Raw genomic sequence first — 22132 nt, forward strand, 5'->3', positions numbered from 1 at the left:
AAACTCTTTTTATTTTCTACGAATAAAAGGCATCCGAATAATTAACTGAGCCTGTCAGCATTAACTTGCCACCTGACGGTGGTCTTTCTATGGAGTTATTTTGTGAAAATAATACACCAGCAACACATCTCATCTCGAATAAAACTATTTGCCTGGCTAAATATTGGTGTTCAGTGCGCTTTTCCGCTATCTCTGGCTTTCACGCCAGCGATAGCGGGCGGCCCCGATTCCCCATTGCCCGAAATCGTGCATAAGCAGAATAAGCAGAAAAAGGCGACATCGCAGAAGTCGCCAGAGACGCAGATATACACGCTATCAGCCGGTGAAACCACAGCATCGGTGGCAAAAAAATATCATACGACCCCTGAAGCACTGCGCCAGCTTAACCGGCTGCGTACCTTTGCGCACGGTTTTAATCACCTCCAACCCGGAGACGAACTGGATGTGCCCGTTGCAATCGGAGATAAGAAAAAACCGACCACATCAGCCTTACAAGACGATGCAGAGACGCGTAAAGCAGCCAATATGGCCTCCCGGGCGGGGGCCTTTCTGGCAAATAACCCAAACGGGGAGACGGCTTTATCCTTGGCTCGCGGTCAGGTAAGCGCCGAAGCTAGCGGACAGGTTCAGCAGTGGCTAAACCAATTCGGCACTGCGCGCGTTCAGTTGGATACCGGCGAGCATTTTTCGCTGAAAAACTCTCAACTTGACCTGCTTATCCCTTTTTACGAGCAAAAAGATCGGCTTTTCTTCACGCAGGGCAGCCTGCACCGCACCGATGACCGCACCCAAGCTAACCTCGGCTTCGGGACACGATACTTTACCCCCTCGTATATGCTGGGCAGTAATATCTTCGGTGACTATGATCTCTCCCGCACCCACTCGCGCTTGGGGGCGGGCGTGGAGTACTGGCGCGATTTCCTCAAGCTGTCCGCCAATGGTTACCTGCGCCTTAGCGACTGGCGAGATTCGCCGGATCTGACAGACTATCAGGAGCGTCCGGCCAACGGCTGGGATGTGCGTGCACAGGCCTGGTTTCCAGGGCTGCCGCAGCTGGGGGGTAAGCTGACATTTGAGCAGTATTACGGCAAGGACGTTGCTCTGTTCGGCAAAGAAAACCGCCAGAATAATCCCCACGCCATCGCGGCAGGCGTGAACTTCACTCCCATTCCTCTGCTAACGCTGGGCGCTGAGCATCGCCAGGGACAGTCCGGCAAAAACGACTCGCGGCTTAGCCTGGATTTGACTTATCGACCGGGCGTGTCCTGGCAGCAGCAGATGAATCCGCAGGAGGTTGCCTCAATGCGCAGCCTGTCAGGTAGCCGTTACGACCTGGTCGAGCGCAATAACCACATGGTGCTGCAATACCGCAAACAAGAGTTGATACAACTGCATACGGCAACACGGGTGGTCGGCCAGGCCGGGGAACAGAAGTCGTTAAGCGTATCGGTCGACAGCAAATATGGCTTGGATCGCATCGACTGGTCAGCATCGTCACTGCTGGCCGCTGGGGGAATACTGCAACGTGATGATGCGGGTGGCTGGAGCGTGATACTGCCACCATATCAGTCCGGGGAACAAGCCGCTAACACCTGGACGATAAGCGGTGTCGCGGTGGATAAAAAAGGAAACGTTTCTGCCAGATCCCATACCCAGGTCGTATTAGCACAGCAGGATGTCATTGATGCCAGCATGAGTCCTGTGGCTCCGCAAAAGATTACCTTCCAGGCGGATGGTCAAATGCAGCAGCAGCTGGTTCTCAAGATTAACGATCGTGATGGCAAACCGATTGATGTTGCAGAAAGTGAGATCGGCGTGCTGCGCGAATCGAAACTGCGCACCACCAGCCTCACAGAAATAACGCCATTCACCCGCCGCGCAGCCGGTGAATTCACTGCTACCGTAACGGCCGGCACGCAGCCGGAATCCTTCACCCTCATTCCTTCAGCGCGAAACGTTCGTTTTGCACCGGTCAGCATAGAGGTGACGGCGATCGATGATGTGATCCTGGTGCAAGATCCTATCATCGCCACGCCGACTTCTGCCATCGTGGGAGAAAAAGTGACCTACACTGCCTTGTTGACAGATAAGCAGGGTAATCCTAAAGGAGCAGGTATCCCGGTAAACTGGGCGGCCAATCAAGGCAGCGCTTTAAGTGCACAAACCACCAGTACCGACGAAACTGGCACTGTCGCTGTTGACCTGACCCGCACGGAGCCCGGTTTGGCAAAAGTTAGCCTGACCTTGCCGTCGGGTGAGAAAACAGCCGCACCGGATGTGCCGTTCAGCGCTGATGCTCCGGATGAAAATCGCTCTGAACTGACTCTGGAGCCCTCCGTTATTGCCTCCGGGAAAGGATCGGCCACGCTGACGCTGATCCTACGGGATAAAAACGGCAATACGCTGCCCGGTAACAAGGTCCACGGACAAAGCGATAACAGCTCGGTCAAAATCAGTCACGCAGAGGAAATTGCCGATAAGCCAGGCCACTACCGCATGGAGGTCACCGCCAGCAAACCCGGTAAGGCCATGCTGTCAGTAAACGTCAACGGTAAACCTTTCAGTCAGCCGCAAACGCTGCTAACGATAACTGACGAGAGCATCACACCGGACCTGAACTTTGCGACTTCACAGCAAAACGTGACCTGGACCAAAGACTTCAGTGCCTCGCAGGCGGTGAGTGGTATGCCTGAGGGCGTTGAACAGCAGTGGTCAAGTTCGGATAACAGCGTAGCCACGGTGAATGAAGTCGGTAAGGTGACTTTGCTGAAATCGGGTCAAACGACCATCACGGTGAAAACGTCAGGGAATGACCAGTACCATCCGGCAGAAGCAAGTTATCAGCTGGAGATTGACAAGGCAGATCCGCAACTGCAAGCAGGGGATGGCGGTCCGATTACGGCCAAGTGGGCAGATGGTAAGGTCTGGAGCATCGCGTCAAAATTCGGCAATGCCGACGCAGATAACATCCTGAAAGCGACCTATACCAGTAAAAATATCGAGGTCGTGACGGTGGCAGATAGTGGCGAATTACAGGCCGTAAAACCCGGTAGTACCCGCTTAACGGTAAGTACACCGGAGACAGACCAATTTAAGGCCAATTCTGTTGAAGTCGCCTACCAGCTGGATAAAGGAACCGTCGTCCTCAGCTTTAAAGAGGCTGCAATAAAGACAACGGATGAAGAAACCTTCACACTGCAATTACCCGAAAATACGGTTCCGTCAGATGCCGTTATCACATGGAACTCTGCCGATAAAAACGTACTGAACATATCCAGCGCAGGAAACCTGCTGGGCAAAGTCAGTAAGGGTAAAACGCGACTCACGCTCAGCGTTGCTGCCAGTGACTATTATTCTGCCAGTTCAAACTATTACGATGTCTCGATTTACAGCAAACCCCTCGTGAGCATGGGTACTGTCACCTATATCAGCAAAGGTGTGATGGCAGATAAGGGGGTATGGACGCCTGTGTTTACCGATGACAAGCTTTCTGTCACCTGGAGTACTGATAGTTCAGATGAATTTAGCAAAGCGAAATTCGTCGTGGTTGCTCTCAAAGACAGTAGCGGAAAAAGTTTGGCGCAGAAAACAGTGAATTCCCCTACAGGAAGTATAACGACCACATTCGAGCCTAAACCTCACTTCTGGAATGAAAAACTGCATGTAGAACTGATGTCTCAAGGATATGGCACTCTCACTGACACAGAAAAATCAGCGGGAATAAGCGTAAAAAACATGGAACCCATTGAAATATGGAAAAGTTTCAAAGTGACTTCTGTTCTTACCGCGCACTCAAACAGAGGAAGGGAATCTTCGTGCCGAGCAATCGCGGGACCCGCAGGCACTCAACATTGGGTTTATGCCGACATTAATCGCGTTGAGATAAATTTTGGTGGTCGTACTTTAGTATCACCAATGGGGCTTACCGGGGCGCTGCGGCTCACCGGCAAAAAAACACCAGGGTGGGTCCAACCGACTAAATTGCCGAATAGACTTACTGCTTATTCAGACGCTAGCAGTAAATTCGGTGAGTTAAAAATTGTCCAGGATTGCTGGACAGGTGACGAGGGTTCCTATGATATAGAAGCACACGTTAACTATTACGGTAAAAACTTTATTTACCTGATTGAGCAACCTCATTACTGGAAAGGCAACGGCTCTGGGATAGACAAAACCATCGTTGACAATATGCAAAGGCCTCATATCATTTCGAGGTAACAGCTCATGCTTACAGCATGACACCTCAGGGATGAACGCCTTATAACGGCGACTTTCGCTGCGAAGCGCGCCAGCAATGTACGAAAAAGCATAACACGGGAGGGTCGGTAAAACGGCTCTCCCGCTCCAGTCTTAACGACCACATTCGTTTAGCTCTGCACCTGTTGCAAACACGCATCGACCAGATAGTCAATCTGCTCATCCTTTAGCGAACCATTCAGCAGCACGGTGTCCCAGCCGACGGATTTAAATGTGCGCTCGGCCGTACCTCGCTATGTTGGTCGCGCATCATTTCAGATACCCCATAATTAATCATCTCCCTGTAGCGTGGCAATAATGCGCCTGTCACCGCCGTGGATACGATGCTCACCCAGCCAGATGCCCTGCCAGGTACCGAGCACCAGACGGCCACGACTGACGGGTAGCATCAGCGACGTGCCCAACAGTGAGGATTTGATATGCGCAGGCATATCATCCGCCCCTTCATAATCATGCTGATACGCCGCGTTTTCCGGCACCGCACGCAGAAAATGCTGCTCCATATCGCTGCGCACCGTCGGGTCACAGTTTTCGTTCAACGTTAATGAGGCAGAAGTATGTTGCAGCAGCAGGTGTAACAGTCCTGTCTGGACGTCAGCCAGTCGCCGCAATTCACCAACGATTTCGTCGGTCACCAGATGAAAGCCTCGCGTTTTTGCGTTGAGAGTGAGTGTTTGTTGATACCACATTGTGCTGCTCCTGAACTTAATCGTTTCTTTAAGTGTGCAGTAAGTGGCGAAAAGGTAAACCTGAAAAGATAAAAATGAGAACACCTGCTGGCCGGGTCATCCCGGCCAGCAGTCATTAAATGACGGCAGCGAAAGCTTCCGCCACTTGATAAACGTTATTACGGTTAAGCCCTGCCATGCACACACGGCCACTTGCAATCAGGTAGACGGCAAATTCTTCACGCAGGCGATCTACCTGTGCCGGATTCAGGCCGGTGTAACTGAACATACCGCGCTGCTTCAGCAGATACTCAAAGTTTTTACCCGGCACGGCCTGGCTTAGCGCATCCACCAGCACATGGCGCATTTCCAGAATACGCGCGCGCATCCCCTCCACTTCGGCCAACCAGCTGGCTTTAAGTTCAGGATTATTCAGCACGCGGGATACCACCTGTGCACCAAAGTTTGGCGGGCTTGAGTAGTTACGGCGCACGGTGGCTTTCAGCTGGCCGAGTACGCGAGCAGCCTCATCGCCATCGTGACAGACAACAGACAGGCCGCCGACGCGCTCACCATACAACGAGAAAATTTTAGAGAAGGAGTTACTGACCAATGCAGGCAGGCCCGCTGCGGTTATCGCCCGAATGGCGTAAGCATCCTCTTCCATGCCGGCACCAAAGCCCTGATAAGCGATGTCGAGGAAGGGGATCAGCTCACGGGTTTTCAGCACTGCGGTGACGTCGTCCCACTGCGCATTGGTGAGATCGGCCCCGGTCGGGTTGTGGCAGCACGGATGTAGCAGCACGATGCTTTGTGGCGGCAGATCGTTCAGTTTTTCCAGCAGTGCATCAAATTTCACCCCCTGGGTCTCCGCGTCATACCACGGATAGGTATTTACGGTAAAACCGGCACCGCTAAAGATCGCAACGTGATTTTCCCATGTCGGGTCACTCACCCATACCTGGGATTGAGGGAAATAACATTTCAGGAAGTCAGCCCCCACTTTCAGCGCACCGGAGCCACCCAGCGTCTGGATCGTAGTGATATGCCCAGCTTTCAGCAGCGGATTATCTGCGCCAAACAGCAGCGGGGTCACCGCATTACGGTAAGACGGCAGGCCCTCCATCGGCAGATAGAGTGATGCGCCCGGCGGCTGGGCATTAATCAGCGCTTCAGCAGCAGCGACAGCCTGCATCTGAGGGATCACACCATGTTGGTCGTAATACAGGCCGATGCTCAGATTCACCTTATGCGCACGGTCGTCCTGCTTGAAAGCCTCCATCAGGGAGAGGATCGGATCGCCAGCATAGGCATCAACGTTTTGAAACACGGTGCAAGTCTCCATTAAATAATTTAGTTATGCATACGAGGCCAGCACGGCATCGCGCTGACATCTGCCGGGCTAGACGAAGTAGCGACCGGGCCGATGGTTCATCGCAATGATCAGGTTCAGCACCACGGCACCGATAATCGACGCCGCAAGCATCTCATGCGATACGACAAACAGTGAAGCCATCACGATGCATGTATCCACCGCCATTTGCAGTTTACCGGCGCGAATACCGTAACGATCCTGAAGCCATAACGCCAGAATATTGATGCCGCCAAGACTGGCCTTGTGGCGGAATAACACTATAAACCCAACACCCATCATCACATTTCCAAAAAGTGTCGCATAAAAAGGATCCAGATCGGAAAAATGAATAAATAATGGGTGCAGTTGGCTAAACAGAGACACCAGCGCAACGGAAGAGAACGTTTTCAGCGTAAAGGCAATGCCCATGCGTTTGATCGCCAACCAGTAGAATGGAAGATTGATCAGGAAAAAAGCGAGGCCAAATGGAACCTTGCCCAAATAGCCGATCAGGAAAGCGATGCCTGCGGTCCCTCCAGTCAGCGCGCCAGCCTGTTTCAGCAGCGTGATACCGAATGACACCAGCAGTGTGCCAAAGATGATAGCCAGCACATCTTCAAGCGACGTGTGGGGAATTTTTAGCGGTTGTACTATGTTGTCCATGATCTTGATCCCTGGTTGGTTTGTGACGCTTCCCCTCTGCTTCTGTGTCGCAGGGGTATTCGCTTATTTCCGGAAGCTATTGAATACACAGCCAGTTAATTAGCAAAAATCGCACCGAATCATAGGGGATCATGGAGACTTGAAGGCGCGATAATAGTAACTCATTGAGTAAAATGCACTTTCTCGACTAATTTTGTGCACATTTTTAGAATTACCTCATCATAACGCGCAGAAAACCCTTGCCCGATGCACAATTCCCGCATCGATCCTCCCAGCCAGGCACAAAACGGGGGCGCTACTGCACTCATTCAGCGCAGAAGCGCGCCACCGGCGGACATCAGCCCGTTTTCTTTCAGGCGGCTGAGCACGACAGAGGTTTTCACATGGGCAACGCTCTGATGACCCGCCACCAGCTGGCTGATTAATGCGCTCAGTCCGGCTAAATCGGCCACCGCCACTTTCAGCAGATAGTCGGCATCACCCGTGGTTTTATAGGCGTCGACAATCGCCGACTGCTCTGCCACCATACGGTGAAAACTCTCAACGTATTCCTCCGTGTGGTTAATCAGGCGCACTTCGATCAGCCCGATCATTCCCAGCCCCACCGCATCGGGCGACAGCCGCGCATGATAGCCGAGGATCAGCCCAGCCTGTTCCAGGTTGATGCGACGGCGCGAACACTGCGAGGCCGACAGCCCAACAATGTCGCTCAGTTCCTGGTTGGTCAGGCGACCATTCCCTTCAAGTAACGTCAGTAATTTAAGGTCGAAATCATCAATCTGTGTCATCGTCAATCCACACCGGTTGGAGAGAAGTTATTGATGACAGATAAACGCATTTTTGATCGGGTTGTCCAACACTGATTGCTGATGCCCTGTAGAGGGGGATGCCTGACTTGCCCAGGGAGTCAGGATTGTGCCGGGTCGACCTGTCGTTTGCGGTCAACCCACACACAGGGGGGTTATTCGTCGTCGTACTGCGGGCCAGCGTAATTATCGAAACGTGACCACTGGCCGTTAAAGGTCAGGCGCACGGTGCCGATTGGGCCGTTACGCTGTTTACCGAGGATGATCTCCGCCACACCTTTCAGGTCGCTGTTTTCGTGGTAAACCTCGTCACGGTAGATAAACATGATGAGGTCAGCATCCTGCTCGATAGAGCCAGATTCACGCAGATCTGAGTTAACCGGGCGCTTATCGGCACGTTGTTCCAACGAGCGGTTAAGCTGCGACAGCGCCACCACCGGCACCTGTAGCTCTTTTGCCAGCGCCTTCAGCGAGCGCGAGATCTCGGCGATTTCAAGCGTACGGTTATCAGACAGTGCAGGAACGCGCATCAGCTGTAGGTAGTCGATCATAATCATGCTCAACCCACCGTGTTCACGGAAAATGCGCCGCGCGCGCGAACGCACTTCGGTCGGCGTCAGGCCGGAAGAGTCATCGATAAACATGTTCTTCTTCTCCAGCAGGATACCCATGGTGCTGGAAATACGCGCCCAGTCCTCGTCGTCAAGCTGACCGGTACGGATGCGGGTCTGATCGACGCGTGACAGCGATGCCAGCATACGCATCATGATCTGCTCGCCGGGCATCTCAAGGCTGAAGATCAGCACCGGTTTGTCCTGTAGCATCGCCGCGTTTTCGCACAGGTTCATGGCGAAAGTGGTTTTACCCATCGATGGGCGCGCGGCGACAATGATCAAATCCGAACGCTGCAAACCAGCGGTTTTCTTGTTCAGATCATGATAGCCGGTATCGACACCCGTCACGCCGTCGTGCGGCGTCTGATAAAGCGATTCAATACGCGAGATGGTGGCTTCAAGGATCTCATCGACGCTCTTCGGCCCTTCATCTTTATTGGCGCGGTTTTCGGCAATCTGGAACACGCGTGATTCGGCAAGATCGAGCAGATCTTCACTGCTGCGCCCCTGCGGATCGTATCCGGCGTCAGCGATCTCGTTTGCCACGGCGATCATCTCACGCACCACGGCGCGTTCGCGCACAATATCCGCATAAGCGCCGATATTAGCCGCACTTGGCGTATTTTTTGATAACTCTGCCAGGTAGGCGAAACCGCCAACCATGCTCAGTTCACCTTTGGTTTCCATCGATTCGGACAGGGTGATCAGATCGATCGGCTTACTCTGTTCCAGCAGGCGCTGCATTTCCGCAAAGATCATCCGGTGCGGGCGGCTGAAGAAATCCTTCGCCACTACGCGCTCCGAAACGTTATCCCAGCGTTCGTTATCCAGCATTAAACCGCCCAACACCGACTGTTCTGCTTCCAGCGAATGCGGGGGCAGCTTGAGGCCTTCCATCTGACGGTCACGCGGCTCGCGGTTTTCGTAGGATTTGTTGGTGGGTTTATTTCCTGCCATAGTGATGTGATACCAAAAATCTTGTGGGGGGACGCGCCAGTATACCCGTTTGCAGGGCTGGCGTCCTCCTTCGCATTACGGCGTAATCCCAGGAGTGAAGATGGCAAAACGTATACAAATCAGCCAGCACGGCGCGCCCGAAGTCATGCAGCTGGTCAGTTTCGATCCCGTCGATCCGGCCCCAGGTGAAGTGCAGGTTGAGAATAAAGCAATCGGCATCAACTACATTGATACCTACGTGCGTAGCGGGCTGTACCCGGCGGCGCTGCCCGCAGGATTGGGCACAGAAGCGGCTGGGGGGGTGGTGACGCGCATCGGCGCGGGCGTGAGCGCGGTAAAGCCGGGCGATCGCGTGGTGTACGCTCAGTCGCCGCTCGGGGCTTATAGCGAGGTGCACAACGTACCGGTGGATAAGCTGGCGTTGCTGCCGGATGCCATCTCATTCGAACAGGCGGCCGCTTCCTTCCTCAAGGGGCTGACGGTGCATTATTTGCTGCGTCAGACCTATGTCGTAAAGCCGGATGAAATATTCCTGTTTCATGCGGCTGCCGGCGGCGTCGGCCTGATTGCCTGCCAGTGGGCAAAGGCGCTCGGCGCCCATCTGATTGGCACGGTGGGCTCTGTCGAAAAAGCCCGGCTGGCTGAAAATGCCGGAGCCTGGGCCACCATCAACTACCGCGAAGAGAATATTGCCGAACGCGTCAGTGCGCTGACCCAGGGGAAAAAGCTGCGCGTGGTGTATGACTCGGTAGGCAAAGACACCTGGGAGGCCTCGCTCGACTGCCTGCAACGACGCGGATTGATGGTCAGCTTCGGCAACTCATCTGGCCCGGTGACCGGCGTCAATCTCGGCATTCTTAACCAAAAAGGGTCGCTGTACGTCACCCGCCCGTCGCTAAACGGCTATATCACCACGCGTGAGGCGCTGGCGCAGGCCAGTAATGAGCTGTTCTCGCTGGTAGCCAGTGGGGCGATTAGGGTGGAGGTTCCCGCTGCACAGAAGTTTGCACTGGCGGACGCGCAACGAGCACATCAGGTTCTGGAAGGTCGCGGCACCCAGGGTTCCAGCCTGCTGATCCCGTAAGACAGAAACAATCAGAGCCTCCTGAAAGAGGCCCTGTTGTTTTTCTTTTTTTTTCGCACTGGTTGTAGGGGCAGTGGCTATGAATACGTTTTGATTCAGCGAAAACATCCTGCCAGAATTCATAAGTAAAAAAAATGTTTAAGGGCGAAATCGCGTGAGCAATTTGCCATGATGTGATCCGGGCCGCATAACACCCGCGAAAAATGCCAACAACCCGTTGATACTAGCGGAATAATCCGTCTTTACCTCGCGTATGCGATTTGCGCACAGCGCGATAAAGCCAGACGGCCGCTACCGCCATCACTAACCACGGCAACACTTTAATCACGATCGCAAAAAAACCACCGATAAACATCACCAGTGTGGCGACCAGCAACGCCGCAATAATGCCCAGCAGCGAGATGCCGGTCATCAACAGCATCATAAAGAAGCCAACCACAAACAAAATCTCTGACATAACCCCACGCTCCATAAAAAAGGTTTCTGTTTGGGTTATTACAAGAAGCGTGCCAGACATGCAGAAGTTTAACTCATTGATAAAAAAGGCAGGAATTCACCAGGCATTCCGTGAGCCTGGTGAATTTCATTACTATTTGGTGAGGCTCTGACTATATCAGCTAGCGGTAGCCACTTTATCAGCCACCAGAGACAGGGCCTTTTCCACCACCTCAACCCCCGCCCCGGCTTTGTGGGCATTTTCGCTCAGATAACGACGCCACTGGCGTGCACCGGGGATCCCCTGGAACAGACCGAGCATATGCCGGGTGACATGACCAAGATAAGTCCCGTTAGCCAGTTCGCGCTCAATATAGGGATACATCGAACGAACCACCGCCACCGAATCGATCTCTGGCGACGTACAGCCGAACAGTTCGCGATCTACCTGAGCCAGCAGACCCGGATTTTGATAGGCCTCACGCCCCATCATCACGCCGTCCATATGCTGTAAGTGGATCTTCGCTTCCGCCAGAGACTTCACGCCACCGTTAATGGACAGGGTCAGATGTGGGAAATCGCGCTTCAGCTGGTAAACGCGCGGGTAGTCAAGCGGCGGTATCTCACGGTTTTCTTTTGGGCTAAGTCCGGAAAGCCAGGCTTTTCGGGCGTGAATAATAAACATCTCACAACCGCCCTGTTCAGATACCGTGCGAATAAAATCGCAGAGAAATTCATAGCTGTCCTGGTCATCAATGCCAATACGGGTTTTCACCGTGACCGGGAGTGATGTCACATCGCGCATCGCTTTTATGCCATCCGCGACCAGCTGTGCTTCACCCATCAGGCAAGCGCCGAAGCGACCGTTCTGCACACGGTCTGACGGGCAACCCACGTTGAGGTTAATTTCCTGATAGCCACGCAGTTCCGCCAGTTTGGCGCACTGCGCCAACGCAGCCGGATCGCTGCCACCCAGCTGGAGAGCAACGGGATGCTCTTCGCTACTGAATGCCAGATAATCACCTTTGCCGTGAATAATGGCCCCAGTGGTCACCATTTCGGTATAAAGCAGCGTCTGCCGCGTTAACTGACGATGGAAGTAGCGACAGTGGCGGTCGGTCCAGTCGAGCATCGGTGCAATGGAAAAGCGGTGTGCGGGTAATTTTTCGGTTATCAAAAGCGCGGACTCTGTAATCAGAAAGGGTGTGACGATATTGTGCTCAATGATAACACGGCGGGAAGCGTGGATATAGCGCCGGGTGGAGGCCACCTCCTCCCGGTAACAACCCTCTTTAGAAAGTGAAATTCAGCTGGGCGACCGCCCCCCAGGTATTGTCTTTTCCTATCATTCCTGCGAGGTCGAGATGCACTTTTTTAGCGGGTGAAATCCCGACACCGCCGGTAAACACGTTGGTGTCATTTGACTTCATATCGGCACGGTAGCCGCCGCGCAATTGCAGCCAATCCATCAGGCGGTACTCGGCACCAATACTGGCATACTGACTGTCCTGTTGGATTTTGAAGCGTTTAGTTGGCGTCAGATCGACGTCCAGCGCGGTGGTCAAACGTTCTGTATGGAAGGAAACGCCAGAGGTCACCAGTGGACGGATCTGGTAAGTATCCCGATAGCCGTTAACTTCTTTGGTATCGAGGTTGTGCGCAATCAGGTTCTGTCCACTCAAACCCAAGGTCCAGTTGTCGCCAAGATCGGTTGCTGCGCCGAGATCGAGGTTGAAATCGGTATGCGTATTTTTATATTTTTCGTTAGTGAGATCCGATCTTTTATAGCTGTAAACCGAGGCGCTGTAATTATATAACGTCGTTTTTTGTAGCTTCGGCGTCACGCCTAATGAGAACGGATGACCGCCAATATCGAACTCATGTGCCATCGCGATACCGATATCATAAACGATTGCCGCCCGCCCCAGCGCTGTGGAGGTCAGCTCATCCTGAAAAGAGGGAAATGACGTAGCGTCTGCGATGCCCTGTAGCAAATCGATATCATGTTGGGTGACATCACTGGTGCCATAGGCAGTACCGTAAGCTTTAGTGATAAAGGCAAACGGCAGCGTGTCGTCAGGAACCGTGATGGCGAGCGCCGCACTGGCCTGACCCCAGGCTTTTTCACCGCGAATATCACGCAGGCGATGAGCCAAGTCGCCGCTGGCAGCACGCATCCGGGGAATATCGGCGAAGGTGAAGTTATCCAGCAGGCTTTTGTAACGATCGACGGTATCCGCAATGTCGTCGACCTTATCAATCAGTTTGTCTTTATCACTCATCTGCACTCCGGCTACAGGCAGAATGATACTGATATTGTCCTGTGGTGGTGCTTTGGTGAGAAGTGCGGGGTTCGCCAGCCCCGCTGAACCATAAGAGGAAGAGGCCACGCCAGTTCCCCCCATTGCATCGTTGCGGGCATCAAAATAATTCCCGGCCGCCATCGCACCCGGTGCGACAAATAATAGTGCAGGTAATACTACTGGCGGTGAAAACCTAAATAACTTATTGAATTTTTTGACCATTTAATCTTAATCCACTTTAGAAATGAAAATGCGAATGCCAAATTTGCACAACGTTTTAATGCCGTGATAATGGCCATAAAGGCTGCAATTCATTGCTGTGAATTAAGTGAAGATGAGTGGGCTGATTAGTTCATTGTTCCTTTTAATAATCTGCTATAAAGCATACCGTTAAGCTCCCGGCAGCCTTTTTAGTACCAATCATTTCCAGACCCTGTACAAAGAAGTATCAAGATACTTAAAGCATGTAAATACATTTTGCAGTATTAATTCAACGACAGGACTGAAAAAAGTCGCAGTGAAATTTATTTAAAAATAAAAAATTCATAGAGTTATGATACAACCTGCTGAAAAAAACATTTTCAGGATCGCTGCATTAAGAAGTAAATCAATTTGGCCCTGACGGCTGGCAGGCTCGGCGTTTTATGACAGACGTGATAAAATAACATCCTGATTCTGGCCTGATGAGGAACGATAAATATGACCAGCGCTGAAAAAATTCTGACGCAGGCGGAAGTTATCTGTCAACAACGTAGCGTGCGTTTGACGCCACAGCGTCTCGAAGTTTTGCGTCTGATGAGCGAGCATAACGGCGCGATTAGCGCTTACGATTTGCTGGATTTACTGCGCGCCTCCGAGCCTCAGGCAAAGCCTCCCACTATCTATCGCGCCCTGGATTTCCTGCTGGAGCAAGGCTTTATACATCGCGTCGAGTCGACCAACAGTTACGTAGTCTGTCATCACTTTGAGCAGCCATCCCATACATCGGCGATGCTGATATGCGATCGCTGTGGTCTGGTCACCGAGCAGCGTGCAGAGGGAGTGGAAGATATTCTGAAATCGCTGGCGCTCAAATCAGGTTTTACTCTGGGCCACAGCGTGATTGAAGCGCATGGTTTTTGCCAACCGTGCGGAGAAATCGAGACCTGTATTCATCAGGATGCGTGCCATCACGATCACAGTGTGCAAACGAAAAAACGCGGACGATAAACGAAATCTGACTGGAGGGGGACTGGACGGCACTCTCCTTGTGCCGGGAACGGGCGCTTTTTTACCCGTTAAGGACGGTGGGTTACCAGCGGTGGTCGTGAGCCGTTTCCCAGTCGCTTAACTCTTTCTCGGCCCTTTCCTTTTCATAGCCATAGCGTTCCTGAATCTTACCGACTAACTGATCGCGTTTACCTTCAACAACCGTCAGGTCATCATCGGTCAGCTTGCCCCATTGCTCTTTAACTTTACCTTTAAACTGCTTCCAGTTACCGCCGGCTTCGTGTTTATTCATAATATGTATCCTCTACCTTGGGTTAAACAGCTTGTTAGCTTCATCGTTCGGCTTATAAACAGATAATTATCTGGAAAAAAACCTGACACGGAGATAATTGTAGTAGAGAAATGGCATTGCGGTAGTCAACACACCGGCTACTGAGAGAATAACAAGATAAAAGAGATTAAAATCAATAAAATAGACAGAGTTCCGTCTAAGTAATGAAATGTGTCAATGAGCAAACCAGCTGCCGTTACGCCAGTGCTTGCGCCATATCACCCAAAGCGTCATGCCGCGCAGCAGCAGAAACACGGTTAGCGCCAGCCACAGGCCGTGATTTCCCAGCCACGGCACGCTGAGCAGCGTCAGAGCAAAGCCCAGGGCGGCTATCGCCATGCCGTTACGCATTTCGCTGGCGCGTGTCGCGCCAATAAACATGCCATCCAGCAGATAACAGCCAACGCCCGCTAACGGCATAAGCACCTGCCACCACAGGTAGCGGTCTGCCAGCTGGCGCAGCGGTTCCAGTGACGTCATCAGTGCAACAATCTGCGATCCACATACGGCATAGAGCAGTGAGAATGCCAGCGCCACCAGCAATGCCTGGCGACAGGCGGCGCCCCAGACAGTAAGTAACTGCTTACTATCTCTCGCTCCAAAGGCTTCCCCCGAGCAGGCTTCAACCGCATAGGCAAAGCCATCAAGCGCGTAGGCGGTGAAGGTGAGGAACATCAGCAGTACCGCATTCACCGCCACAACATCGCTCCCTAAGCGCGCCCCCAAAATAGTCAGCGTCGCAAAGCAGATTTGCAGTAACAGTGAACGCAGCATGATATCGCGGTTAAGGCGCAGCAAACGCGCCAGATCCCCACGCCATGCCATAAACATGTTGCGTAACGACAGTCCGCGCATTGCCATCACCCGCCTGACCAACAGCAGCCCAACGATCAGACTGACGTATTCGGCAATGGCCGTCGCCGCTCCTGCGCCCTGCACGCCCCATTTAAGACCCATCACAAACCAAAGCACCAACAGGATGTTGACCAGATTACCCACCACCATCAGGATCACCGGAGCACGAGCGTATTGCACGCCTAACAGCCAGCCAAGCAGCACCAGATTTGCCAGCGTGGCAGGCGCACTGAACCAGCGCACCTGCATAAATAATGCCGCCTGATGTAATACCTGTTCGCTGCCGCCGATCATCCTCAACGCCAGAGGAATAAGCGTCGTTTTCAAGGCGATAAACACCCCTCCCGCCAGCAGAGCCAGCAGAAGTGGCTGCATTAAGGCGCGAGCCAGTGCGGTTTTATCATTAGCGCCAAACGCCTGTGCCGTCAGGCCAGTCGTACTCATGCGTAAAAAGAGCAGCAGCATAAACAGGAAGCTGGTGAGGGTAGTGCCAATCGCCACGCCGCCGAGAAAGGCAGGGCTGTCGAGATGGCCAATAACAGCGGTATCGACCAACCCCAGCAGCGGGACGGTGATATTGGAGAGGATCATGGGCAGCGCCAGCCGCCAGAGATTTTTGTCAGCCGTGGATAATAAACGCATCAACACCTTTGTGTTTTAAGTCGCAGGTACGCCAGCAGTGTGCGTTGCTCCAGCTGTCTCATCCAGAACAGCATGTTCAGATGGCTGCATGACATAGCGCCTTGCTGCAACGCGAAATATCTTGGATTTGTTTTGCAGATTCAGTGAACACACGCGCTGCACCTGCAGCGCGTGTGTTCACTCGAAATCGATATTTACAGCCAGTTGCCGTTGCGGATAACGCCCACGGCAAGCCCTTCGATGGTCAGCGTCTGCTGACGCAGATCGACCACGATTGGCTGAAATTCAGGGTTTTCTGGCAGCAGTTCTACCATGTTGCCATTTTTTTTCAGTCGCTTAACGGTGACTTCATCATCAATACGCGCGACGACAACCTGACCGTTACGCACATCTTCCGTTTTATGTACCGCCAGCAGATCCCCATCCATAATGCCGATGTTTTTCATTGACATACCGCTAACGCGCAGCAAAAAATCTGCGCCGGGCTTAAACAAACCGGGATCGACCTGGTAGTGCCCTTCGATATGTTGTTCTGCCAGCAGCGGCTCACCCGCTGCAACCCGGCCAATCAATGGCAGGCCACCCTCTTCTTCCATCATCAGGCGAATGCCGCGTGAAGCACCGGACACAATCTCAATCACACCTTTACGCGCCAGCGCTTTAAGGTGTTCTTCAGCCGCATTCGGGGAACGGAAACCGAGCTGCGCGGCAATTTCTGCCCGCGTCGGGGGCATACCGGTTTGATTAATGTGGTCGCGAATCAGGTCATAAACCTGCTGCTGCCTTGCCGTTAGTGCTTTCATCCCGCCCCCTGGTTGTTTATACAGTCGACTGTGAGTATATACAGGTATTTCTATATTTAAAACCTAAAGTTGGGCGAAATTCAGCTTGTTGCTATTTCTGCGTGACCCATCACGAATGAGGCACCAACAGCATAATCCAGACAAATACCGCCAGCAGAATGGTTAACAATACGGCGGCAGACCCCATATCTTTTGCCCGTCCGGCAAGGGGGTGGATTTCACTGCCGATGCGGTCAACGACCGCTTCGATGGCACTGTTCAGAATTTCGACGATGATAACCATCACTACGGCACCGACAAGCAATACACGAGTCACCACGTCAACATCAAGAAGAGCGGCAACAACAATGGCGATAATCACCGCCACGGCTTCCTGGCGAAACGCCGCTTCATGCTGCCATGCGGCGCGCAAACCTTTCCATGAATACCCTGCGGCCTTAATAATTCGCGTCAATCCGGTGGCATTATTTGCCATAATGGCGGAGTCCTTTAAAAAGTTTAGTGTCAATGGCAAGGTGTGCGGGTTTTGCAACATCACAGATTCCGCTGGTGCTTTCTGGTATGCTTGCGTCGCTTTGCTAACAAGAGGCTTCGTATTATCTATGTCAGGTTGGCGTAATTTATATTATAACTTATTGAATTTACCAGTTAAATTGCTGGTAAAAAGTAAAGCAATTCCGGCCGAGCCGGTTGCTGAACTCGGGCTTGATACGTCACGCCCTATTATGTATGTACTGCCTTATGATTCAAAGGCCGATCTCCTTGCGCTGCGCGAGCAATGCCGCAAGCAGGAGTTGCCAGATCCGCTGGAACCGCTGGAGATCGACGGCAATCTGCTGCCACGCCACGTATTTATTCATGATGGCCCGCGTGTTTTCCCCTATTTCGTGCCGAATCTGGAGTCGGTCAAGCTGTTCCATGACTATCTGGATCTGCACCGCAACCATCCGGATCTCGATGTGCAGATGGTACCCGTCTCGGTGATGTTTGGACGCGCTCCAGGCCGCGAGGTGCAGGGCAACGAACAGCCGCATCTGCGCGTACTGAACGGCATCCAGAAATTCTTTGCCGTGCTGTGGTTAGGCCGTGACAGTTTTGTGCGGTTCTCACCGATGGTGTCGCTGCGCCACATGGCCACTGAACATGGCACCGACAAAATTATTGCCCAGAAACTGGCGCGCGTCGCGCGCATGCACTTTGCCCGCCAGCGCCTGGCTGCGGTCGGGCCACGCCTGCCGGTACGTCAGGATCTGTTCAATAAACTGTTGCAGTCGAAAGCCATCGCCAAAGCGGTAGAAGATGAGGCGCGCAGCAAAAAGATTTCCCATGAAAAAGCGCAGCAGAATGCGATAGAGCTGATGGAGGAAGTCGCTGCCGACTTCTCTTACGAAGCCATTCGTCTTACCGACCGCATCATGGGTTGGACCTGGAGCAAACTCTACCAGGGGATCAACGTTAACGGCGGCGAACGCGTGCGTCAGCTGGCACAGGACGGCCACGAAATTGTTTATGTGCCCTGCCATCGCAGCCACATGGACTATCTGCTGCTCTCTTACGTGCTTTATCATCAGGGCCTGGTACCGCCGCATATTGCCGCCGGGATTAACCTGAACTTTTGGCCTGCCGGGCCGATCTTCCGTCGCCTCGGGGCGTTCTTTATTCGCCGCACCTTTAAGGGCAACAAACTCTATTCGACGGTGTTCCGGGAATATCTCGGCGAGCTGTTCACCCGTGGTTATTCGGTTGAATATTTCGTTGAAGGTGGGCGCTCACGTACCGGCCGTCTGCTGGAGCCGAAAACCGGCACCCTGTCGATGACCATTCAGGCGATGTTGCGCGGTGGCAATCGCCCTATCACCCTGGTACCGATCTACATCGGTTACGAACATGTGATGGAAGTCGGAACCTACGCCAAAGAACTGCGCGGAGCGACCAAGGAGAAAGAAGGCTTTATGTCGATGGTACGCGGGCTGCGCAAGCTGCGTAACCTCGGTCAGGGCTACGTTAACTTTGGCGAGCCACTCCCGCTGGTCAACTACCTCAACCAGCAGGTGCCAGAGTGGCGTGATGCCATCGATCCGATCGAATCCCAACGTCCGGCATGGTTAACCCCGGCGGTTAACGATATTGCGCAGCAGGTGATGGTGCGCATTAATAACGCCGGCGCGGCAAATGCCATGAACCTGTGTGTTACCGCGTTGCTGGCCTCACGCCAGCGCTCCATGACGCGTGAAAAGCTGATCGAGCAGCTTGACTGCTACGTACAGCTGCTGCGTAACGTGCCTTATTCATCCGACTCTACGGTGCCAGACATGACGCCGGAGGCGCTGTTGGAACACGCGCTCGGCATGAATAAGTTTGAACTGGAGCAGGACAGCATAGGTGAAATCGTCATCCTGCCGCGCGAGCAGGCGGTGTTGATGACCTATTACCGCAATAATATCCACCATATGCTGGTGATGCCGTCGCTGATCGCCGCCATTCTGATGCAGCACCGCGAAGTGAGCCGCAGCGAACTTCTGCGTCAGATGAGCGTGATTTATCCTATGCTCAAGAGCGAACTGTTCCTGCGCTGGGAGGTGCACGAGCTGCCTGACTTACTGGATGCACTGGTTGCCGAAATGGCGCGCCAGGGGCTGTTAATCGCGGAAGAGAAGAGTCTGCGTCTGAGCGCCGCTCGTTTCCACACCCTGCAACTGCTGGCTGCTGGCGTGCGCGAAACCGTGCAGCGTTACGCCATTACTTTTTCAATCCTCAGTGCTGACCCAACGATTAACCGTGGCACGCTGGAGAAAGAGAGTCGGACGATGGCCCAGCGCCTGTCGGTGCTGCACGGCATTAACGCCCCGGAGTTCTTCGACAAAGCGGTATTTACCTCTCTGGTGTTGACTCTGCGTGATGAAGGCTATATCAGCGATTCTGACGATGCGCAGATTGAGCGTACCGGCCAGGTTTATCAGCTGCTGGCTGACCTGGTGACACAGGATGTGAGAATGACCATTGAGAGTGCCGTCGGGCACGAGTGATGGGATGTGACGGTCGGACCGGGGAAGACGGTCCGACCCGATTGATCAGGGCCGGGGGTTTTCCAGCGGCTTTTTTTCAGATACTGAACGCCACGCCAATAAACAGCACTAAACCTACCCAGTTGTTATTCAGAAAAGCCTTAAAGCACAGTTCGCGCTGACGCTGTGCTATCAGCTTCTGCTGATAAATAAACAACGCCCCCGCCGCCAGAACCGTGGCGTAAAAGATGCCATTCAGTGCCAGCTGCCAGCCAACCAGAGCCAGCAGGATCATTGTCGCCAGCTGCAACAGGCCAATAATCAGTTTGTCATAACGCCCAAACAGGATCGCCGTCGATTTCACGCCGATTTTCACGTCGTCGTCGCGGTCAACCATCGCATATTGCGTATCGTAAGCCACCGTCCAGCAAATATTCGCCAAGAACAAGAGCCAGCAGGTTAGCGGCACGCTTTCACTTACCGCCGCCCATGCCATCGGGATCGCCCAGCCAAACGCCGCCCCCAGTACCACCTGTGGCAGATGGGTGTAGCGTTTCATAAATGGGTACATCCAAGCCAAACCCAGGCCGCCCAGCGACAGCCAGATAGTCATGCTGTTCATGGTCAGAACCAGCAGAAAAGAGACGAGTACCAGGCCTGTAAACAGCAGTTTCGCCTCGCGCGATGACACCGCACCGCTCGGCAGCGGCCGCTCACGGGTGCGCTTAACATGGCCGTCAATTTTGCGGTCGGCGAAATCATTCACCACGCAGCCTGCCGCACGCATAAAGAATACGCCCAGCACAAAGACCAGCAGCACCTTAAGCGGCGGAACCTGCATTCCTGCCAGCCACAGCGCCCACAGCGTGGGCCATAGCAGCAGCAGTGAACCAATAGGTTTATCAATACGCATCAGACGGCAGTAAGCCGAGAGTTTGCTCATTTGCTGAATTTTCTCCACGCTAAAGATTCTCTTTTGCCAGGCTTCCGTACAGCGGGGAAGCCGGTAAAAACAGTTCGGTCAGCAACAGCGGTTTGCCCGACAGGCGCAAACGCGAACGTCGGGCCCACAGACCGGCGCTCTGGCCAACGTCGATAAAATCACGGGTTAGGGCTGAGGAGGCAAACAGATAGCGACCCAGCGGCACGCTGCCCAACCGTTGCAGCTTCTGCTCCGGGCCAATCAGCGTCGACTCCGGGACCACCGTGCGCGCCACCAGCCACGGCACCCCGTCGGCACAGAGTTCAATCTCACGCAGCCAGTAGCGGCTCTCCGTCGGCAACAGAGCAACCTCTGCAGCTATTTCCTGTGGGCTAACGAACTCCTCACGTAACAGATTAACCGTTACCCGCTGACAATGGCCTTCAAAACGCCGGGTCATAGAGTCAACTTCCAGCAGCCAGTCAAGCAGGGGGGCGGTAAGCAAGGGTGATGAGTCGGGGAGCCATTCGATCGCGCGTAAGAGCGACAGCGCGTTCTCCGTCATTGCACTTCTCCGTATTACTTTCGTTGCGTCAGTGTAACGCAGACCCTGTTGGCAATCCTATCAGTGCGTGGCAGCTGGTTGAATTATTCACGCTTCAGGCGATTGGTGTTTGCCAGCCACAGGGTGATCACCAAAATCAGAATAGCGATGGCGTAGGCCAGCGTATCAAACGGGTTTTTATGATCGACAATAATCAGGCGAATAATGGCAGTAATGCCGATATAGACGAAGTAGCGCAGTGGGAAGTGATAGCCTGACTGGAAGTACTTGATGATTAAGGCAATAAACTCGAAATAGAGAAAATAGATGACGATGCCATCGATCAGCAAATACGACGAGGTTTGTTCCCCGGTATTGAGCAACACATTGCCAAGATGCAAAGTCTCTTTACCGAGGAAGATAATCAGAATACAGGCAAGGACAATCAGGCCAGCGTTTAACACCATTTGCAGAACAAATGCTAAGCGGATCGCGGGAGTATTGCGCACGGGGGAAGTCATGTTACACCTCAAAAGTCATTGTTATCTGTCGGGGTTCCCGACGGATTACAATATGCTTTAGTGTGATTCAGATCACAAGACATCCCGGCAAGCGTTATGCTGCCCCTCCGCGAATAATGGCGCGCATAAGCTCATCCCTTTATGCCTGACCGTAGCGAC

The 22132-nt window shown here is 53.2% G+C and carries 19 protein-coding genes; 4 read left to right on the forward strand and 15 right to left on the reverse strand.

All coding sequences use genetic code 11. The annotated features are described in order from the left end of the window. Nucleotides 1-102 precede the first annotated feature (102 nt). Nucleotides 103-4218 carry an inverse autotransporter beta domain-containing protein gene (locus EPIR_RS15855; RefSeq protein ID WP_023656509.1) on the forward strand — a complete coding sequence of 1372 codons (4116 nt, stop codon included), beginning with the start codon at nucleotides 103-105 and terminating at the stop codon, nucleotides 4216-4218. Between the two features lie 308 nt (nucleotides 4219-4526). Here EPIR_RS15855 and EPIR_RS15860 read toward each other — a convergent pair whose 3' ends face one another. The 5 genes from EPIR_RS15860 to dnaB all read right to left on the reverse strand — a co-directional run bounded on the left by EPIR_RS15860 (nucleotide 4527) and on the right by dnaB (nucleotide 9319). After that, nucleotides 4527-4946, reverse strand: coding sequence for a secondary thiamine-phosphate synthase enzyme YjbQ (locus EPIR_RS15860; RefSeq protein WP_023656510.1), 420 nt, complete (start codon nucleotides 4944-4946; stop codon nucleotides 4527-4529). Between the two features lie 115 nt (nucleotides 4947-5061). Continuing rightward, entirely contained in the window at nucleotides 5062-6255 is a 1194-nt protein-coding gene (locus EPIR_RS15865; RefSeq protein WP_023656511.1) for an amino acid aminotransferase, read from the reverse strand. A gap of 72 nt (nucleotides 6256-6327) precedes the next feature. Further along, a complete protein-coding gene (locus tag EPIR_RS15870) occupies nucleotides 6328-6942 on the reverse strand; it encodes a YitT family protein (protein WP_023656512.1) in 615 nt (204 codons plus the stop codon). A gap of 308 nt (nucleotides 6943-7250) precedes the next feature. Next, the gene (locus EPIR_RS15875; protein WP_023656513.1) at nucleotides 7251-7730 is read right to left on the reverse strand and encodes an Lrp/AsnC family transcriptional regulator; all 480 of its coding nucleotides are present in this window, start codon (nucleotides 7728-7730) and stop codon (nucleotides 7251-7253) included. A 173-nt stretch (nucleotides 7731-7903) separates the two neighbouring features. Next, on the reverse strand, nucleotides 7904-9319 hold the full coding sequence (gene dnaB, locus EPIR_RS15880; RefSeq protein WP_023656514.1) for a replicative DNA helicase: 1416 nt from the start codon (nucleotides 9317-9319) through the stop codon (nucleotides 7904-7906). A gap of 100 nt (nucleotides 9320-9419) precedes the next feature. Between dnaB and EPIR_RS15885 the strand changes: the two genes are divergently transcribed. Further along, nucleotides 9420-10403, forward strand: coding sequence for a quinone oxidoreductase (locus EPIR_RS15885; protein ID WP_023656515.1), 984 nt, complete (start codon nucleotides 9420-9422; stop codon nucleotides 10401-10403). A gap of 223 nt (nucleotides 10404-10626) precedes the next feature. On the opposite strand, the gene pspG is transcribed toward EPIR_RS15885, so the two are convergent. The 3 genes from pspG to EPIR_RS15900 all read right to left on the reverse strand — a co-directional run bounded on the left by pspG (nucleotide 10627) and on the right by EPIR_RS15900 (nucleotide 13363). After that, nucleotides 10627-10860, reverse strand: a complete 234-nt coding sequence (gene pspG, locus EPIR_RS15890; RefSeq protein ID WP_023656516.1) for an envelope stress response protein PspG — start codon at nucleotides 10858-10860, stop codon at nucleotides 10627-10629. A gap of 156 nt (nucleotides 10861-11016) precedes the next feature. Then, entirely contained in the window at nucleotides 11017-12012 is a 996-nt protein-coding gene (gene dusA / locus EPIR_RS15895) for a tRNA dihydrouridine(20/20a) synthase DusA (protein ID WP_048697927.1), read from the reverse strand. 118 nt (nucleotides 12013-12130) lie between these two features. Continuing rightward, nucleotides 12131-13363, reverse strand: coding sequence for a conjugal transfer protein TraF (locus EPIR_RS15900; RefSeq protein ID WP_023656518.1), 1233 nt, complete (start codon nucleotides 13361-13363; stop codon nucleotides 12131-12133). Between the two features lie 477 nt (nucleotides 13364-13840). Between EPIR_RS15900 and zur the strand changes: the two genes are divergently transcribed. Then, entirely contained in the window at nucleotides 13841-14350 is a 510-nt protein-coding gene (gene zur, locus EPIR_RS15905; protein WP_023656520.1) for a zinc uptake transcriptional repressor Zur, read from the forward strand. Nucleotides 14351-14432: 82 nt separating this feature from the next. On the opposite strand, the gene EPIR_RS15910 is transcribed toward zur, so the two are convergent. The 4 genes from EPIR_RS15910 to EPIR_RS15925 form a co-directional block, all read right to left on the reverse strand. Next, nucleotides 14433-14642: a CsbD family protein gene (locus EPIR_RS15910; RefSeq protein ID WP_023656521.1), complete on the reverse strand. Its 210-nt coding sequence runs from the start codon at nucleotides 14640-14642 to the stop codon at nucleotides 14433-14435. A gap of 213 nt (nucleotides 14643-14855) precedes the next feature. Next, on the reverse strand, nucleotides 14856-16178 hold the full coding sequence (dinF, locus tag EPIR_RS15915; protein WP_023656522.1) for an MATE family efflux transporter DinF: 1323 nt from the start codon (nucleotides 16176-16178) through the stop codon (nucleotides 14856-14858). Nucleotides 16179-16372: 194 nt separating this feature from the next. Then, on the reverse strand, nucleotides 16373-16981 hold the full coding sequence (gene lexA, locus EPIR_RS15920) for a transcriptional repressor LexA (protein WP_023656524.1): 609 nt from the start codon (nucleotides 16979-16981) through the stop codon (nucleotides 16373-16375). 109 nt (nucleotides 16982-17090) lie between these two features. Then, nucleotides 17091-17456: a diacylglycerol kinase gene (locus EPIR_RS15925; protein ID WP_048697882.1), complete on the reverse strand. Its 366-nt coding sequence runs from the start codon at nucleotides 17454-17456 to the stop codon at nucleotides 17091-17093. Between the two features lie 127 nt (nucleotides 17457-17583). On the opposite strand from EPIR_RS15925, the gene plsB reads away from it, so the two are divergent. Then, on the forward strand, nucleotides 17584-20007 hold the full coding sequence (gene plsB, locus EPIR_RS15930; RefSeq protein WP_048697885.1) for a glycerol-3-phosphate 1-O-acyltransferase PlsB: 2424 nt from the start codon (nucleotides 17584-17586) through the stop codon (nucleotides 20005-20007). Between the two features lie 76 nt (nucleotides 20008-20083). Here the strand turns inward: plsB and ubiA are convergent, their stop codons facing one another. The 3 genes from ubiA to psiE form a co-directional block, all read right to left on the reverse strand. After that, nucleotides 20084-20929, reverse strand: a complete 846-nt coding sequence (gene ubiA, locus EPIR_RS15935) for a 4-hydroxybenzoate octaprenyltransferase (RefSeq protein ID WP_023656526.1) — start codon at nucleotides 20927-20929, stop codon at nucleotides 20084-20086. Nucleotides 20930-20948: 19 nt separating this feature from the next. Further along, on the reverse strand, nucleotides 20949-21473 hold the full coding sequence (gene ubiC / locus EPIR_RS15940) for a chorismate lyase (RefSeq protein WP_023656527.1): 525 nt from the start codon (nucleotides 21471-21473) through the stop codon (nucleotides 20949-20951). Between the two features lie 83 nt (nucleotides 21474-21556). Then, nucleotides 21557-21973 (reverse strand): phosphate-starvation-inducible protein PsiE, encoded by a 417-nt coding sequence (gene psiE / locus EPIR_RS15945; RefSeq protein ID WP_023656528.1) that lies wholly within the window; start codon nucleotides 21971-21973, stop codon nucleotides 21557-21559. Nucleotides 21974-22132 lie beyond the last annotated feature (159 nt).

The sequence above is a fragment of the Erwinia piriflorinigrans CFBP 5888 genome (genome assembly GCF_001050515.1).
GTDB lineage: Bacteria > Pseudomonadota > Gammaproteobacteria > Enterobacterales > Enterobacteriaceae > Erwinia > Erwinia piriflorinigrans.

Bases quoted from the DNA above. Each gene is read 5' to 3' on its own strand.
- EPIR_RS15860 (WP_023656510.1), bottom strand. From the start codon at position 4,946: ATGTGGTATCAACAAACACTCACTCTCAACGCAAAAACGCGAGGCTTT.
- EPIR_RS15870 (WP_023656512.1), bottom strand. From the start codon at position 6,942: ATGGACAACATAGTACAACCGCTAAAAATTCCCCACACGTCGCTTGAA.
- EPIR_RS15875 (WP_023656513.1), bottom strand. From the start codon at position 7,730: ATGACACAGATTGATGATTTCGACCTTAAATTACTGACGTTACTTGAA.
- dnaB (WP_023656514.1), bottom strand. From the start codon at position 9,319: ATGGCAGGAAATAAACCCACCAACAAATCCTACGAAAACCGCGAGCCG.
- EPIR_RS15885 (WP_023656515.1), top strand. From the start codon at position 9,420: ATGGCAAAACGTATACAAATCAGCCAGCACGGCGCGCCCGAAGTCATG.
- pspG (WP_023656516.1), bottom strand. From the start codon at position 10,860: ATGTCAGAGATTTTGTTTGTGGTTGGCTTCTTTATGATGCTGTTGATG.
- EPIR_RS15900 (WP_023656518.1), bottom strand. From the start codon at position 13,363: ATGGTCAAAAAATTCAATAAGTTATTTAGGTTTTCACCGCCAGTAGTA.
- zur (WP_023656520.1), top strand. From the start codon at position 13,841: ATGACCAGCGCTGAAAAAATTCTGACGCAGGCGGAAGTTATCTGTCAA.
- EPIR_RS15910 (WP_023656521.1), bottom strand. From the start codon at position 14,642: ATGAATAAACACGAAGCCGGCGGTAACTGGAAGCAGTTTAAAGGTAAA.
- dinF (WP_023656522.1), bottom strand. From the start codon at position 16,178: ATGCGTTTATTATCCACGGCTGACAAAAATCTCTGGCGGCTGGCGCTG.
- lexA (WP_023656524.1), bottom strand. From the start codon at position 16,981: ATGAAAGCACTAACGGCAAGGCAGCAGCAGGTTTATGACCTGATTCGC.
- EPIR_RS15925 (WP_048697882.1), bottom strand. From the start codon at position 17,456: ATGGCAAATAATGCCACCGGATTGACGCGAATTATTAAGGCCGCAGGG.
- plsB (WP_048697885.1), top strand. From the start codon at position 17,584: ATGTCAGGTTGGCGTAATTTATATTATAACTTATTGAATTTACCAGTT.
- ubiA (WP_023656526.1), bottom strand. From the start codon at position 20,929: ATGAGCAAACTCTCGGCTTACTGCCGTCTGATGCGTATTGATAAACCT.
- ubiC (WP_023656527.1), bottom strand. From the start codon at position 21,473: ATGACGGAGAACGCGCTGTCGCTCTTACGCGCGATCGAATGGCTCCCC.
- psiE (WP_023656528.1), bottom strand. From the start codon at position 21,973: ATGACTTCCCCCGTGCGCAATACTCCCGCGATCCGCTTAGCATTTGTT.